This is a genomic window from Streptosporangium sp. NPDC049376, assembly GCF_044466505.1.
Lineage (GTDB): Bacteria > Actinomycetota > Actinomycetes > Streptosporangiales > Streptosporangiaceae > Streptosporangium.
This window is the reverse complement of record NZ_JBITMT010000002.1, coordinates 526,049-541,722: the sequence shown is the minus strand read 5'-3', so window position 1 is coordinate 541,722 and position 15,674 is coordinate 526,049. Positions and strand designations below refer to the sequence as shown.

The following is a 15,674-nucleotide window of genomic DNA, read 5'->3' as shown; positions in this document are numbered from 1 at the left end:
CTGCGCGTACGCTACCGGCTCGGCCCGCCCGTCGCGCGCCCCCGTCGCCGTCACGCGGCGGGGCCGCTACGCTCGGGGCCAGCCATGAGGATCGGCCCGTGGGACAGCGCGCGCGGACCCACGGCGGGCAGGGTGCTCGCCGTGCTCTCGGCCGTGCCCGCGCTCGTCCTGGCGGGCTGGCTGCTGGCCGGGTTCGCGCTGCTCATGCTGGGCTGGTTCAGGCCGGTCGCCGCGCTGCCGCTCGGCCTGCTGGTCGCGGCGCTGCTGTGCCGCTACGGCCTGCGCCGCCTGCCGGAGACGGTCGAGGCGACCGCCGGGCAGACGGCCGCGGTCGTCGCCGTCGCGGCCGGTTCCGCGATCTTCAACACCGTGTTCGGCAGTGAGCAGCTCATCGTCCGCCGCGACCCGGCGACCTACGCGCAGTACGCCGTCTGGCTGGCCGAACACGGCTCGCTGCCGATCCCGTACCAGGAGGCGGCCTTCGGCGGGGCCGACCCGGCGCTGGTCTTCGGCAGCATGGGCTTCTACGACTTCGGCGGCGTGGTCGTGCCGCAGTTCATGCCGGGGCCGCCGATGATCCAGGCGCTCGGCCACTGGCTGGGCGGGCTGGGCGGCCTGCTGCTGGTCCCCCCGCTGCTCGGCGCCATGGCGGTGCTGGTCGTCGCCGGGCTCGTCGCCAGGTTCGTCGGCGCCCGCTGGGCGCCGCTGGCCGCCCTGGTGTTCGCGGTCAGCCTGCCGATCCTCTACACCTCGCGCACCACCTTCAGTGAGATCCCGTCCCTGATCATGCTCTTCGGCGGGCTCGTCCTGCTCCACGACGCACGGGCCAGGTTGCGCTCGGGCGTCATGGGGCTCGGCTACCTGCCGCCGGTCCCCTCGGGGGAGCGGCCGGGGCTGGTCCGCGCGGCCCAGGCCTACGGCGCCGTCGCGGGAGCCGACCTGGCGGGCCTGGTGTTCGGGCTGGCCGTGCTGGTCAGGATCGACGGCCTGCGCGACATCCTGCCCGTGCTCGCCTACGCCGGACTGCTGATCGCCATGCGCAGGGTCGGCGGCCGTCAGGAGGGACGGCTCGGCCTGCCGCTGCTGTGCGGGCTGGCCGTGGGAACCGGGGTCGGCCTGGCCGCCGCCTACTTCCTGTCCCGGCCGTACCTGACCTACCTGGGAGCCTCGGTCAGGCCGCTGCTGGCCATCTGCGGGGCGGTCCTGGCCCTCACCCTGGTGGCGGCGGCCCTGGCCCCGGTGCTCGCCCCGCCGCTGCGGCGGGCCGTACGGCTGCGCGGGCTTCCCGAGATCGCCGCGGGTCTGGTGGTGCTGGTCGTCGCGATCTTCGTGGCCCGGCCCTGGCTGCAGACCGTGACCCGCATCCCGGTGACCGCCGACGACGCGCTGAACGCCGCGTTCATCCAGCGAACCCAGGCGGACAACGGCCTGGCGGCCGACCCGACCCGGCTCTACTACGAGGAGTCGCTCTACTGGGTGATCTGGTACCTCGGCGTTCCCGCCGTCGCCCTGGCCACCATGGCCGCCGCCCTGCTGACGCGCAGGCTGGTCAGGCGGCGCGGGTTCGGCTGGCTGCTGCCGCTGGCCGTGATCGGCTGGACCACGGTCGCCACGCTGATACTGCCCTCCATCACCCCCGACCACCCGTGGGCCTCCCGGCGCCTGGTGCCCGTCGTCATCCCCGGTCTGGTGCTGCTGGCGGTCTGGGGGCTGCGCTGGGTCAGGGACAAGGCCCGCAGGCTCGGGTACGGCAGGCCCGTGCAACGCGGGCTGGTCGTCGCGGGCGTGCTGCTGCTGCTCGTGCCGCCCGTGGTCACCTCGGCGGGCGTCGCCTTCACCCCGGTCGAGCGCGGTGAGCGCGCCGCGGTCGAGGCGATGTGCGCGGCCCTGCCCGCCAACGCCTCCGTGCTGATCGTCGAACGGGTCACCGGTGACCGGTTCACCCAGGTCGTCAGGGGCACCTGCGGCGTGCCGACCGCCAAGGTCTTCCACCGGCAGGGCGCGGACATCCCCATCCCCTCCGACGTCAACCGCCTGGTCGGCCGCGTCCGGGCGGCGGGCCGGGTGCCCGTCCTGCTCGCGGTCAGGGCCGACCAGCTCGCTCCGTACGGCGATCCGGTCCAGGTGATGAAGCTGCGGGCCCGTCAGGACGAGCGTTCCCTCGTCGAGCCGCCGAACGGCACCTGGTCGATGGCCGTGGACGTCTGGATGACCGTCCCGCCCGCCTCCTGAAGGCCCGTAGGTAACGGTTTCGCCCGCCGGGGACCACCTCGTCAAGCGGTGATCGAATCCGTGATATCCATTCATGGCTGTTGTGAAGGACATCTGGTTATCGCGGTGGGTGACGCATTGGACACGATTGTTCCCGGGAGCGGGTCCGGTGGCTCGCGGAGACGGGCACGGGCCCGCCGCGCCGTACTGAGCGGGGTCGCGGCCGTGGCCGTACTGCCGGTGCTCCCGCCGACGGCCGCGCAGGCGGTGTCATCCCCCAAGGCTCCGTCCCCCGAGGCGTCGGCTGCCAGGGCGTCGGCTCCCCGGGCGGAGTCCCCGCGGGGACGCTCCCCCGAGGCCGCGACTCCCACGGCACGGCCTCCCAAGGCCCCGTCCCTCAAGGCGCCGTCCCTCACGACGGGGTCCTCCGCGACCGGCCAGAAGTTCTCCCCGCCGCCCGCCGGTCCCTGGCCGAAGGGCGGGACGTTCTCCGTCTTCCTGTGCTGGGACGACGCCCCGTGGGAGAACTGCCACGGCAGGGCCGTGACCGCCGAGCAACGGCGCGCTCTCGGGGAGAGGCTGCGGGCGATGCCCCAGGTGAAGGACGTGCGGTTCGTCTCCCGCCAGGAGGCCCTGGCGGACTACCGCAGGGCCTACGCGGGGGACGAGGTCATGCTCTCCGTCCTCAAGGCCGGGGACCTGCCGGAGTCGTTCGTCGGGACGCTCCGTGACCGGGCCGACATCGCCCCCTTCCCCGCCGCGCTCAACCGGGCTCCGGGCGTCGCCAACGCCGGTGCCTTCGGCCACCCCTTCTGGCGGTACAAGGCCGACGCCTACCTCACGCTGTGCGGGGCGGACGACTGCGCGGGACGCGGCCGGGCCACCTCCCAGGAGAGGAAGGCCGTCGAGGCGAGGCTGGCGGGCATGGAGGAGGTCGAGCACGTCTACGTCGAGGACGCCGCCCACGCCCGGCGCGTCCTGTCCTTCATGTGGGCAGGGCGCCTGCCCGACTCAGCGACCGTGTCCGAGGGATACTTTGTAAAGCTCGCCGACCCGACGGACGCCCGGTCATTCGCCGCGACGATGGAGGAACTGCCGGGCGTCGGCGGCGCCGGTGTCGTGGAGACAGGCTGAGCCGGACGGCGAAGTGCACTCGCCTCCCAGCCGGGCAGAGTATCCTCGCCCGTCGTGAGCACGCCCGAGACGCCGAAGAGTGGAACCGCCGTGGACGCAACACCGTACGTCACAATCGTCCTGCCCTGTTACAACGAGCAGAACCACGTCATCGACGAGGTCGAGCGCATCTGCCGGGCGATGGACGACAGCGGTTACACCTACGAGCTCGTGGCCGTCGACGACTTCTCGACCGACGCGACCCTGGCCAGGCTGCACGAGGCCGCGCCGCGTTTCCCCAACATGCGGGTGCGGGCCTTCCACCGCAACGGCGGCTCGGGCACCGTGCGCAGGATCGGCACGCAGGAGGCCAGGGGCGAGATCGTCGTGTGGACCGACGCGGACATGACCTACCCGAACGAGCGCATCCCCGAGCTGGTGGCGATCCTGGACAAGGACGCGGCGATCGACCAGGTCGTGGGCGCGCGGACCACCGAGGAGGGCTCGCACAAGTTCCTGAGGGTGCCCGCCAAGTGGTTCATCCGCAAGGTGGCCGAGCGGCTCGCCGGGCAGAAGATCCCCGACCTGAACAGCGGGCTTCGAGCCTTCCGCAAGTCGGTGGCCAAGCCGTACCTGCGGCTGCTGCCTCCCGGTTTCTCCTGCGTCACCACGATCACGCTGTCGTTCCTGTCGAACCAGCACGACGTCTACTATCTGCCGATCGAGTACAGCAAGCGGGCGGGCACGTCGAAGTTCAGCTTCGTCTCCGACGCCTACCGCTACATCCTGCAGGTGCTGCGGATGGTCATGTACTTCAACCCCCTCAAGGTCCTCATGCCGCCCGCGCTGTGGCTGGTCGGCATCGGCCTGGTCAAGGGCGTGGTCGACATGATCCGCTACGGGTTCTACCTGACCAGCAACACCATCGTCATCTTCCTGTCCGGTCTGCTCATCGGCTCGCTCGCGCTGCTGGCCGACCTCATCGTGCGCTCCAGGAGCGAGTAGATGCGCGTCGCGATCGTCGGGCCCGCCCACCCCTACAAGGGCGGCGGGGTCGCGCACACCACGGAACTGGCCCACCGTCTGCGGGCTGCCGGGCACGACGTGCTGATCGAGTCGTGGCGGGCGCAGTACCCCTCCTTCCTCTACCCAGGCACCCAGACCGTGGACACCCCCGACGGCGCCCCCTTCCCCAACGTCCTGCGCGACCTCGACTGGCGCCGTCCCGACGGCTGGGTGCGCGCGGGGCGCCGCCTGGCGGGGGCCGACCTGGTGATCCTCGTCGTGCTCAGCCCGGTGCAGGTGCCCGCCTACCTGGGCATCCTGTACGGCCTGCGGCGCCGTACCCGGGTCGTCGCGCTGTGCCACAACGTGCTGCCCCACGAGCGCAAGCCGTACGACGTGCCGTTGATGCGGGCGCTGCTGCGCAGGGTCGACGGGGTGCTGGCCCACTCGCGGGCGCAGGGGGACCTGGCCCGAGGGCTGACGCCCGCTCCGGTGACGGTGGCCGAGATGGCGCCGCACCTGCCCGCCGCCCTGCGCGGACGTGCCCGGGGGGCGGGTGAGGAGGTGGCCGGCCGGCTGCTGTTCTTCGGCCTGGTCCGTCCGTACAAGGGGCTCGACGTGCTGATCAGGGCGCTGCCCGAAGGGGTCTCGCTGCGTGTCGCCGGAGAGTTCTGGGGCGGTCTCGACGAGACGAAGGCGTTGGTCGCGCAGCTCGGGCTGACCGACCGGGTCGAACTGCGACCGGGTTACGTGGCCGACACCGAGGTGCCGGAGCTGTTCGCCGACGTGGACGCGCTGGTCCTGCCCTACCGCGGCGGTACGGCCAGCCAGCAGGTGTGGCTCGGCCACGAACAGGGCGTGCCGGTGATCGCCAGCCGGGTGGGGACGCTCGGCGACCACGTGACCGACGGCGTGGACGGCCTGCTGGTCGAGCCGGGCTCGGTGGAGTCCCTGCGGGCCGCGCTTGAGGCCTTCTACCGGCCGGGAGAGCCGCAACGGCTGCGGTCCGGGGTCAAGCCGGTCGACCCCGAACCCTACTGGGACGCCTACCTGGCGGCTCTGGTCGGTGACCGGTAAGGGACACGGCACGCCGGTACGCTTGGGCCGCGCGCCCCGGCGGGCAGGGGCGGGCCGTGATGGCGACGAGGAACGGTGAACGGACGATGAGCGGCGAGCGGGTTGCGCAGCTGGAGTACTCCGAGTTCCAGGCGGCCATGCTGGACGAGGAGAAACGCCGCCGCAAGGCCGCGAAGATCGTGGCGGTGCTCGGCCACTTCCTCGGCAGGAGGGAGCGGGTCCTCGAAGGGCTGACGGTCGCCGACATCGGCTGTTCGGCCGGGTTCATCGCCGACGAGCTGGCGGCGGCGGGCGCGCGGCGGACGTTCGGCGTGGACATCGACGTGCCGGGCCTGCGCAAGGCCTCGACGCGGTTCGGTGAGCGGGTCAGCTTCGTCTGCGCCGACGGTACGGCGCTGCCCTTCCCCGACGACTCCATCGACGTGCTGGTCTTCAACCACATCTACGAGCACGTGGTGGACCCTGACGCGATCATGGCGGAGATGCGCCGGGTGCTGGCCCCCGACGGCGTGCTCTACCTGGGCCTGGGCAACCGGCTCGGGGTGATGGAGCCGCACTACAGGCTGCCGTTCCTGTCCTATCTGCCGCCCGCGCTCGCCGACCGTTACGTGCGCCTGTCCGGGCGGGCCGACAGCTACTACGAGCGCTACCGGACCCGCAGGGGGCTGCGCCGGATGGTCAGGGGGCTGCGGGTGTGGGACTACACCTTCCCGGTGCTGGCCACCCCGGCGGAGTTCGCCGGGTCCGAGCTGTTCCCCGGCGCGGTCGGCCGGGCTGCGGAGGGTGTCCTGTCCCGGCTGCCCCGGCCGGTGCTCGGCGCGCTGCTGCCGGTCGTGCCGACCTACCTGTGGGTGGCGACCAAGGGGCGGCGCCGTCCCGCGGGGGCCGCCCTGCCGCAGCCGCCGGAGCCGGTGCTCCCTCTGTGAGACCCCTGTGAGATTGGAACCGTGAGAGCGTGAAACGCCTGGTCCGGATCGCGTTCCTGGTCGTCGCGCTCGGCTTCGGCGCGTGGGCGGTCGCCCGGCAGTGGGACGACATCCGCGCCGGGTTCGCCCGGCTCTCCTGGCCCGGCCTGGTCCTGTCGCTGCTGGCCGTCATCGCCGCGCTGGGCGGCGGGATGATGACGTGGCGGGCGCTGCTGGCCGACCTCGGCTCGCCGCTGCCGTTCCGCCCCGCCGCGAAGGTCTTCTTCGTCGGCCAGCTCGGCAAGTACATCCCCGGCTCGCTGTGGCCGGTCCTGGCCCAGATGGAGATGGGCAGGGAACTCGGCGTGCCCAGGTCGCGCAGCGCGGCGGCGTTCTTCCTGACGATGCCGGTGCAACTGGGCAGCGGGCTGGTGGTCTCGGGGGTGACGCTGCTGGCCGCCATGCCGGGTTCGGCGGCGCCGTACGCCTGGGTGTTCCTGCTGATCCCGGTGCTCGCGGTGGCCTTCGAGCCCCGGGTGGTCAACGCGGTCCTCGGGTTCGGGCTGCGGAAGCTGGGGCGTGAGCCGCTCGAACGCCCGCTCACCCGCGGGGGCATGCTCACCGCGCTCGGCTGGGCGCTGCTCGGCTGGACCGCCTACGGCCTGCACCTGGCCGCCGTCGTCCGTGACTTCGGCCCCTCCGGGCTTTCCGCGATCGTCTTCTCCATCGGGGCGTTCGCGCTCTCCTGGTGCCTGGGCATCATGACGTTCGTGGTCCCGGCGGGGGCGGGGGTGCGCGAGGTGGCCATGGTCGCGGTGCTGGCCCCGGTGCTGAGCCAGGGACAGGCGATCACGGTGGCGCTCTGCTCCAGAATCGTGATCGTTGTCGGTGACCTTGTTTGCGCCGGTGCGGCCGGGATCGCGGCCCGTCGTGACGTCGGTCCCACGCACGATCAAACAACGGGAAAACCCGTGTGATATACCCCACGTTTTCGAAGACGCTCGCAATAGAGTGAGGGGGAAATGGGAGAAGGAGCCCGCGCTGACCCTTGAGGGGGAGTGATCGTTCTTGACGCCCCGAGTGCTCGTCGACGCGGCCGCGGTTCCGGCTGACCGTGGTGCTCTGATCAGATATGTCGACGGACTTCTCGCCGCGCTTGACCGGGCGGGAGCCGATCTGGCGATCGTGTGCCAACGTGCCGACGCCGAACGTTACGCCGGGCTCGCCCCTTCGGCCAGGATCGTTCCAGGGCCGCTCGGCATCGCCAACCGGGCCGCCAGGATCGCCTGGGAGCAGACCGGGCTGCCGGTCGTCGCCCAGCAGGTGGGCGCCCAGGTGATCCACGCCCCCTACTACTCGATGCCGCTGCGTTCGGGGCTGCCCGCCGTGGTGACCGTGCACGACGTCACGTGGTTCACCGAGGCCTCCCAGCACGACACGGTCAGGGCCTCCTTCTTCCGCTCGGCGACCCGCACCGCCGTACGGCACGCCGCGCGGGTCGTCGTTCCCTCGAAGGCGACGAGGGACGAGCTGGTCAGGGTGCTGACCGCCGACCCGACGAGGATCGACGTGGCCTACCACGGGGTCGATCCCCGGCTGTTCCACCGGCCCTCGGAGCGGGAGCTGGCGCACGCGGCCGACCGGCTCGGGCTGCACGGCACGCCGTACGTTGCCTTTCTCGGCCCGATGGAGCCGCGCAAGAACCTGCCGAACCTGATCAGGGGGTTCGCCAGGGCGGTGCGCGAACTGCCCTCGCCACCCGCGCTGGTGCTGGCGGGCGGGGTCCACGAGGCCGACGTGGACGCCGCGATCGACGAGGTGCCCTCGGACGTCAGGGTCGTCCGTCCCGGCTTCCTGGCCTTCTCCGACCTGTCCGGTTTCCTCGGCGGCGCGCTGGTGGCGGCCTTCCCCTCCAGGGGGGAGGGCTTCGGGCTTCCCGTCCTTGAGGCCATGGCCTGCGGCACACCGGTGCTGACCACGCACCGGACCTCGCTGCCCGAGGTCGGTGGGGACGCGGTCGCCTACACCGAGCCCGACGAGGCCAGCATCGCCGACGCGCTGCGTTCGCTGCTGACCTCGCCGGAGCGCCGCGCGGCGCTTTCCGAGGCGGGGCACTCCAGGGCGAAGGAGTTCACCTGGGACGCCTCGGCCGAGGCCCATCTGTTGTCCTATCAGCGTGCGCTCGATTAGCGAAAGAATCGATCTTCCATCGGTTAATGGGCTATTCAGCACGCCGTTGAACGGTGAGCTAATCTCGCGGGATGATGGAGACCTCTTTGTCGGAGCTTGAGGCGATTCTTCTTGTCGGAGGACAAGGAACGCGACTGCGTCCGCTTACCCTGGGCACCCCGAAGCCGCTGCTGCCCACGGCGGGGGTCCCCTTCCTGGCGCACCAGCTGGCGCGGGCCCGTTCGTTCGGGGTACGGCGCATCGTGTTCGCCACCTCCTACCGGGCCGAGATGTTCTCCGAGGCGTTCGGGGACGGCTCGGCGTTCGGGCTCTCGCTGGAGTACATGACGGAGGAGACGCCGCTGGGCACCGGCGGCGCCATCAGGAACGCCGCCGACGCGCTGACCTGCGGCCCGGACGCCCCGGTGCTGGTGCTCAACGGCGACATCCTGTCCGGCCACGACATCGGCGACCAGGTCGCCAGGCACATCGCCAGACAGGCCGCGGTGACGTTGCACCTGACCGAGGTCGATGACCCCTCGCGGTTCGGCTGCGTGCCGACCGACGGGGACGGCCGGGTGACCGCGTTCCTGGAGAAGACACCGAACCCGGTCACCAACCGGATCAACGCGGGCTGCTACGTCTTCACCCGCTCGGTGATCGACACCATCCCGGCGGGGGAGGTCGTCTCCGTCGAACGGGAGACCTTCCCCGGCCTCATCGAGGACGGCGCCCTGGTGCTCGGCTACGCCGACGCCTCCTACTGGCTGGACGTGGGCACCCCCGCCGCGTTCGTCCAGGGTTCCCGCGACCTGGTCCTGGGCCGGCTGGCCTCCCCGGCCCTGCCCGGGCCGACCGGTGACCTGCTGGCACTGCCCGGCGCCGTGGTCGACGCGGGGGCGAAGGTGGACGGCGGTTCCGTCGTCGGCGCCCGCGCGGTCGTCGAGGCGGGGGCGCAGGTCTCCGGCAGCGTGCTCGGCGACGACTGCGTGATCCGCGCCGGGGCGTCGGTGACCGACTCGGTCGTGGGCATCGGGGCCAGGGTCGAGCCGGGCGCGGTCCTGCGGGACGTGGTCATCGGTGACGGCGCCGTCGTCGGGCCGGGCAACGAACTGCTCGCGGGCAGCCGGGTCTGGCCGGGTGTCGTGCTGCCCGAGTGCGCCATCCGTTTCTCCAGCGACCGCTGACCCTCTCCCTTGGCGGAAAGACGGTGGCGGCCGGACCGGCCGCTCGATCTCAGGGCGACTCTGCGTCCGTTGCGGCACGGTCCCGGGGACCCCGCCTGGCGGCACACCCCCGACGGGGCGTTCTGGCGCACCTGCGCCACCCCCGACGGGCCGGGCACGCTGCGGGTCGCCGTCGCCGACGGCCGCGTCACCGGTGCGGCGTGGGGTCCCGGAGCCGGATGGCTGCTGGAGACGCTGCCCGCGCTGCTCGGCGAGGACGACGACGTCTCGGGCTTCGTCCCGGAGCACGAGGTGGTACGGCGCGCGGCGAAACGGCACGAAGGGCTCAGGATCGGACGGACTTTCCGGGTCTTCGAGTCCCTGGTGCCCGCCGTACTGGAGCAGAAGGTGGTCAGTGAGGAGGGCTGGCGGGCGTGGCGGTGGCTGCTGTACCGCTACGGTGAGCCGGCTCCGGGGCCCGCGCCCGAGGGGATGCGGGTCTTTCCCGGACCTGAGGTGTGCCGGTCGATCCCCTCGTGGGACTGGCACCGGGCGGGGGCCGAGGCCGTACGGGCCAGGACGATCGTGAACGCCGCCCGGTACGCCGCGAGGCTGGAGGCGGCGGGGGACAGCGCCGCCACCGATCTGCTGCTGCGGGCGCTGCCGGGGATCGGGGTGTGGACGTCGGCCGAGGTGCGCCAGCGCTCACACGGCGACGCGGACGCGCTCTCCGTCGGCGACTATCACCTGTCGTCGCTGGTCGGCTGGGCGCTGACGGGGCGGCGGACCGACGACGCGGGGATGTTGCGGCTGCTCGCCCCCTACCTGGGGCATCGTCACCGGGTCAGCAGGTTGCTGAGGTCGGACGGCGAACGCCCGCCCGCACGGGGGCCGAGGGCACGGGTGCGGGACTACCGATCCTTCTGACGGGGAGCCTTCTCCTGGACGTGGCAGGGTCGTCGTCGCGCCAGTCACGGCCGTCACGGGTGTCGGTGCCTATCAGCGGGGCCAGCGCGGACACGGCGAGCAGGGCGAGGAGGAACCAGAGCATCGTGAACTCCTGTGGAGCGGTTTCCGGGGATGCCTCCAATATATGCAGGTGCAATAATTTACGTCTATCGAGATTTGCTTGAGGGTCCACTTAAGCAGTGCTGAAGTCGGAGCCGTACCCCGCGCCCGGTCCGTCCGGAGCAGGGTCGTAATGTGCCGTCATGAGCGACAACCCCACCGACAGCGCGATGCGTAGGGCGCTGGCCCGCGCCCGTGACGGCAAAGCTCTTGATCTCACCGAAGCCACCGTCCTCCTGCACGCCAGGGACGGTCATCTCGACACCCTGCTCGAACACGCGGGCCGAGTCAGGGACGCGGGTCTCGAAGCCGTCGGACGGCAGGGAACCATCACCTACAGCCGCAAGGTCTTCATACCGCTGACCCGCCTGTGCCGTGACCGCTGTGGGTACTGCACGTTCGCCACCGCTCCGCACAAGCTGGAGAGCGTTTTCCTGAGCCCCGACGAGGTGCTGGAGATCGCCAGGCAGGGCGCCGCCATGGGGTGCAAGGAGGCGCTGTTCACCCTCGGCGACCGTCCCGAGGACCGCTGGCACCAGGCCCGCGAGTGGCTGGACGCACACGGCTACGACGACACGCTCTCCTACGTCCGCGCGATGGCCATCCGGGTCCTTGAGGAGACCGGCCTGCTGCCGCACCTCAACCCGGGCGTCATGACCTGGCGTGACCTGCAACGCCTCAAGCCGGTCGCGCCGTCGATGGGCATGATGCTGGAGACGACCTCACGGCGCCTGTTCGAGGTAAAGGGCATGCCGCACCACGGCTCTCCCGACAAGGACCCCGCCGTACGGCTGCGCGTCCTTGAGGACGCGGGCCGCAGCAACGTGCCCTTCACCACCGGCATCCTCATCGGCATCGGCGAGACCGTCGAGGACAGGGCCGAGTCGCTGTTCGCGCTGCGCAGGGTGGCCCGCGAGTACGGCGGTCTCCAGGAGACCATCATCCAGAACTTCCGCGCCAAGCCGGACACCGCGATGCGCGGCATGCCCGACGCCGACCTGCAGGAGCTGGCCGCCACGATCGCGGTCTCCCGGCTGGTCCTCGGCCCCCGGATGCGGGTGCAGGCCCCGCCGAACCTGGTCGACGCCGAGTACGACCTGATGATCAGGGCCGGGATCGACGACTGGGGCGGTGTCTCGCCCCTGACCCCCGACCACGTCAACCCGGAACGGCCGTGGCCGCAGATCGAGGAACTCGCCGCCCGTACCGCCGCCTCCGGCTTCACGCTGCGTGAGCGGCTGACGATCTACCCCGAGTACGTGCTCGCGGGTGAGCCCTGGCTCGACCCCCGCCTTCACGCGCACGTGGCGGCCCTCGCCGACCCGGAGACGGGGCTGGCGCGGGAGGACGCCGTCCTCGTCGGCCGTCCCTGGCAGGAGCCCGACGGCGGCTTCGTCTCGGCGGGCCGTACCGACCTGCACACCGCGGTGGACACCGAGGGGCGGACCGCCGACCGTCGCGAGGACTTCGACGACGTCTACGGTGACTGGGACGCGCTCAGGGAACGGCTGCCCGTGGCCGCCGCTCCCTCCGTGCTGGTCGGGGAGGTCGGCCGGGCCCTGCGGAAGGCCGCGGAGAGCCCGGCCGCGCTGACCGAGGAGGAGGCCGTCGCCCTGCTCGACGTGGCGGGCGACCAGAACGGGGCAGGGGCCGACGACGCGGCCCTCGACGAGCTGTGCCGGATCGCCGACGACCTGCGCAGGCAGGCGGTCGGCGACGACGTGACCTTCGTGGTCAACCGCAACATCAACTTCACCAACGTCTGTTACACCGGCTGCCGCTTCTGCGCGTTCGCGCAGCGCCGTACCGACGCCGACGCCTACACCCTCAGCCTGGAGCAGGTCGCGGACCGGGCCTGGGAGGGCTGGCAGGCCGGGGCGACCGAGGTGTGCATGCAGGGCGGCATCCATCCGGACATGCCGGGCGACGCCTACTTCGACATCGCTAGGGCGGTCAAGGCGAGGGTGCCGGGAATGCACGTCCACGCCTTCTCCCCGATGGAGGTCATCAACGGTGCGAGCCGTACGAACCTGTCCATCGAGGACTGGCTCGTCGCGGCCAGGGAGGCGGGGGTCGACTCGCTGCCCGGCACCGCGGCCGAGATCCTCGACGACGACGTGCGCTGGGTGCTGACCAAGGGCAAACTGCCGGCCAGGGAGTGGATCGAGGTCATCTCGACCGCGCACCGGGTCGGCATCCCGACGACCTCGACGATGATGTACGGCCACGTGGACACCCACGCCCACTGGGTACGGCACATTCAGCTGATCCGCCGCATGCAGGAGGAGACGGGCGGTTTCTCGGAGTTCGTCCTGCTGCCGTTCGTGCACCACAGCGCGCCCATCTATCTGGCCGGGATCGCCAGGCCGGGACCGACGGCGCGGGAGAACCGCGCCGTGCACGCGCTGGCCAGGATCCTGCTGCACGGCGCGATCGACAACATCCAGTGCTCGTGGGTCAAACTCCGTGACGACCTGTGCCGTCAGGTGCTCCAGGGCGGCGTCAACGACCTGGGCGGCACGTTGATGGAGGAGACGATCAGCCGGATGGCGGGCTCGGAGAACGGCTCGTTCAAGACGATCACCGAGATCGGGGAGATGGTGGCCCCGACCGGGCGGCGGATCCGTCAGCGGACCACGGAGTACGGCACGCCGGACGCCGAGCGGCTGGCCGCCTCGGCCGCCAGCGACGGTGTCTGCCGCAGTGTCCGGGGCCTGCTGCCCCTCGAACAGGTCTGAGTCGCTGGGCGGGGCCCCTCGGCGGGGTTCCCGCCCAGCGTGTCATCTTCTCCGCGTGAGTCCGTCGAGGATCAGGTCGAGCCCGAAGTCGAACTCGTCGCCGAAGTCGTAGCCGGGCTTGAGAACGTGCTCGGTCGCCATCTCGACGAGGTGGGGATATCCCTCGGCGAAGGCCTGCTGCGCCATCGGTTCGACGATCTCGGTCACGTTCCGCGGGCCGTCGAAGGGCAGAGACGCCTCCTGGAGGGCGAAGCCGTACACGTAGCTGTCGAGCAGCGCGTAGGCGTGGGCGGCCATCCGCACCGGGAAACCCGCCCCGCGCAGGATGCCGAGGACCGCGTCGTGGTGCCGCAGGGTCGCGGGGCCGGGGGTGGTCCGCGACTCCAGGAGCCCGAGCGCCCAGGGGTGGCGCCGCAGCACGAGACGGGCCGAGGACGCCCGCCGCCGGATCTCCTCTCGCCAGTCGCCGTCGGCCGACGGCAGCTCGATCTCCTGGAAGACGAGGTCGACGATGCCGTCGAGGATCTCCTCCTTGCCGGCGACGTGATGGTAGACCGACATCGGTTTGACACCGAGCTCCTGGGCGAGCGAGCGGATCGTCAGCGACCCGATTCCCCCCGCGTCGGCGACCGCGAGGGCGCCGCGCAACACCCGTTCACGGCTGAGCTGAGCCATCGCGCCCTCCTGGACGATTGTCGTTTCGTACTTAGTACGTTACCGTGACCGTACTTAGTACGAGCGCACTCCGGACCGGGCTTCGCCGGGCCCGGTGAAGCCCGGCCCGGTGAAGCCCGGCCCGGTGAAGCTCGGTCCGGTGAAGCTCGGTCCGGTGAAAGAGGGAAGAGATGTCAGCCAGAGCAACGGGACGAGCCGTGGGCGCTCTTTTTCTGCTCGCGTTCGTCGTGTACATCCCCGGCAACGCCCTGACCGGTGCCGCCGCCGACCAGATGCGGACGTCGGCGGGAGCACTGTTGATGCTGGTCAACTCCGTCGCCGTCGCCGGCATCGGAGTGCTGATGTTCCCCGTCCTGAAACGCCACCACGAACTCTCCGCCCACGCCTACCTGGTCTCCAGGGTCGTCGAGGCGGTGATGCTGGCCGTCGGGATCGTCTTCCTGCTTCTGCTGGTCCCGCTCGCGCGGGACACCTCCCTTTCCCCGTCGTTGGCCGCCGTCCTGCGGCAGGGGAACCTTTACGCCTACCAGATCGCCATGGTCTCCCTGGGCCTTGGCAGCCTGCTGTTCTGCCGCGTTCTGTTCCGGGCGAAACTCGTGCCCGGATTCATGGCGGTGTGGGGGACGGTGGGCTACGCCGTTTTCGCGGTGGGTGCGATTCTCGAAATCCTCGGGTACGGCGTCGGCACGGCCCTTTCGGTTCCCGGCGGCCTTTTCGAAGTCGGCCTGGGAGTGCTGCTGACGGTGAAGGGATTTCCCGCCGAGTCCGAGGAGGCCGAGTCCGAGAAGGCCCGGGCTCTACCGGCGGTCACCGGGTGATCAGCGTGGCCGCCGCAGCGTTCGCCTGAGCGTCTCGAAGGCGGTCGGGCGCGGCAGGTCCGGCAGCGCGTCGCTGATCCGGACGGCGCATCCCCGCGGGCTGTGGACGCTCGTGTCGACGTCGATGTCATGCAGTTCGTGGGAATGGACCCGGTGGTACTGCAGAGCCGCCAGCCCGGGTCGCCGGTCGCCACGTTCGGCCTCACGGCGCTCCAGTTCGGGCAGTGGGCAGCGCACCGCCACCAGCACCGTGTTCTCGGGCACGAGCACATCGAGAAGGTCCAGCAACCGCCAGCGTCGGCTGAGCGGATGGTCGACCACAAGGTTGTTCCCCGCCGCGGCCATACCGGCGACGGCGCGGTGGAAGCCCTTCACGGTGCGGTCGACCTCGGCCTGCAGGTCCTCCTCGGCTATCTCACGCTTGCACCGCATCGCGTGAAAGGCGTCAACCGGCATGTGGAACCACGTCCCGTCCAGGACGTCGAGCAGTTCCCCGGCGATGCTGCTCTTGCCGGAACTGGACGTGCCGTTGAGCAGAATGACCCTGCCTCCGGCCGGGGTTCCGGGAACGGAGGCATGATCCGGATCCTGCGCCATGTCACCCTTCCCCTGGTGATCACCGAACTCGATCATCGTAGATGGGCAAGATCCGCCAGGGCGACCGCGAGACAGGCGATGCCGCCTCCGGATGACCGTACGGCCGGTCGCCGGAACTTCGCCACACGCGTT

13 protein-coding genes are annotated in these 15,674 nt (G+C 71.2%); 11 read left to right on the top strand and 2 right to left on the bottom strand.

Annotated elements, in window-relative coordinates:
• The first annotated feature begins 84 nt into the window (after positions 1-84).
• From ACIBVQ_RS07865 to ACIBVQ_RS07820, 10 genes are all read left to right on the top strand, one after another.
• Positions 85-2,232: a hypothetical protein gene (locus ACIBVQ_RS07865; protein WP_352009932.1), complete on the top strand. Its 2,148-nt coding sequence runs from the start codon at positions 85-87 to the stop codon at positions 2,230-2,232.
• A gap of 105 nt (positions 2,233-2,337) precedes the next feature.
• Positions 2,338-3,345, top strand: coding sequence for a permease-like cell division protein FtsX (locus ACIBVQ_RS07860; protein WP_399176332.1), 1,008 nt, complete (start codon positions 2,338-2,340; stop codon positions 3,343-3,345).
• Positions 3,346-3,399: 54 nt separating this feature from the next.
• Positions 3,400-4,329, top strand: a complete 930-nt coding sequence (locus ACIBVQ_RS07855; protein ID WP_352009930.1) for a glycosyltransferase family 2 protein — start codon at positions 3,400-3,402, stop codon at positions 4,327-4,329.
• Positions 4,330-5,406 (top strand): glycosyltransferase family 4 protein, encoded by a 1,077-nt coding sequence (locus tag ACIBVQ_RS07850; protein WP_352009929.1) that lies wholly within the window; start codon positions 4,330-4,332, stop codon positions 5,404-5,406.
• Between the two features lie 86 nt (positions 5,407-5,492).
• Entirely contained in the window at positions 5,493-6,332 is an 840-nt protein-coding gene (locus tag ACIBVQ_RS07845; protein ID WP_399176329.1) for a class I SAM-dependent methyltransferase, read from the top strand.
• A 29-nt stretch (positions 6,333-6,361) separates the two neighbouring features.
• The gene (locus ACIBVQ_RS07840) at positions 6,362-7,288 is read left to right on the top strand and encodes a lysylphosphatidylglycerol synthase transmembrane domain-containing protein (protein ID WP_352009927.1); all 927 of its coding nucleotides are present in this window, start codon (positions 6,362-6,364) and stop codon (positions 7,286-7,288) included.
• A gap of 91 nt (positions 7,289-7,379) precedes the next feature.
• Complete coding sequence (locus ACIBVQ_RS07835) at positions 7,380-8,501, top strand: glycosyltransferase family 1 protein (RefSeq protein ID WP_352009926.1); 1,122 nt, start codon at positions 7,380-7,382, stop codon at positions 8,499-8,501.
• 71 nt (positions 8,502-8,572) lie between these two features.
• Positions 8,573-9,667, top strand: a complete 1,095-nt coding sequence (locus ACIBVQ_RS07830; RefSeq protein ID WP_399176327.1) for a sugar phosphate nucleotidyltransferase — start codon at positions 8,573-8,575, stop codon at positions 9,665-9,667.
• A 69-nt stretch (positions 9,668-9,736) separates the two neighbouring features.
• Positions 9,737-10,573, top strand: a complete 837-nt coding sequence (locus ACIBVQ_RS07825) for a DNA-3-methyladenine glycosylase 2 family protein (protein ID WP_352009924.1) — start codon at positions 9,737-9,739, stop codon at positions 10,571-10,573.
• 284 nt (positions 10,574-10,857) lie between these two features.
• The gene (locus tag ACIBVQ_RS07820; protein ID WP_399176324.1) at positions 10,858-13,452 is read left to right on the top strand and encodes a bifunctional FO biosynthesis protein CofGH; all 2,595 of its coding nucleotides are present in this window, start codon (positions 10,858-10,860) and stop codon (positions 13,450-13,452) included.
• Positions 13,453-13,494: 42 nt separating this feature from the next.
• On the opposite strand, the gene ACIBVQ_RS07815 is transcribed toward ACIBVQ_RS07820, so the two are convergent.
• Entirely contained in the window at positions 13,495-14,127 is a 633-nt protein-coding gene (locus ACIBVQ_RS07815; protein ID WP_352009922.1) for a TetR/AcrR family transcriptional regulator, read from the bottom strand.
• A gap of 197 nt (positions 14,128-14,324) precedes the next feature.
• On the opposite strand from ACIBVQ_RS07815, the gene ACIBVQ_RS07810 reads away from it, so the two are divergent.
• A complete protein-coding gene (locus tag ACIBVQ_RS07810) occupies positions 14,325-14,945 on the top strand; it encodes a DUF4386 domain-containing protein (protein ID WP_399176322.1) in 621 nt (206 codons plus the stop codon).
• On the opposite strand, the gene ACIBVQ_RS07805 is transcribed toward ACIBVQ_RS07810, so the two are convergent.
• On the bottom strand, positions 14,946-15,542 hold the full coding sequence (locus tag ACIBVQ_RS07805; protein ID WP_399176320.1) for an AAA family ATPase: 597 nt from the start codon (positions 15,540-15,542) through the stop codon (positions 14,946-14,948).
• Between the last annotated feature and the right edge of the window lie 132 nt (positions 15,543-15,674).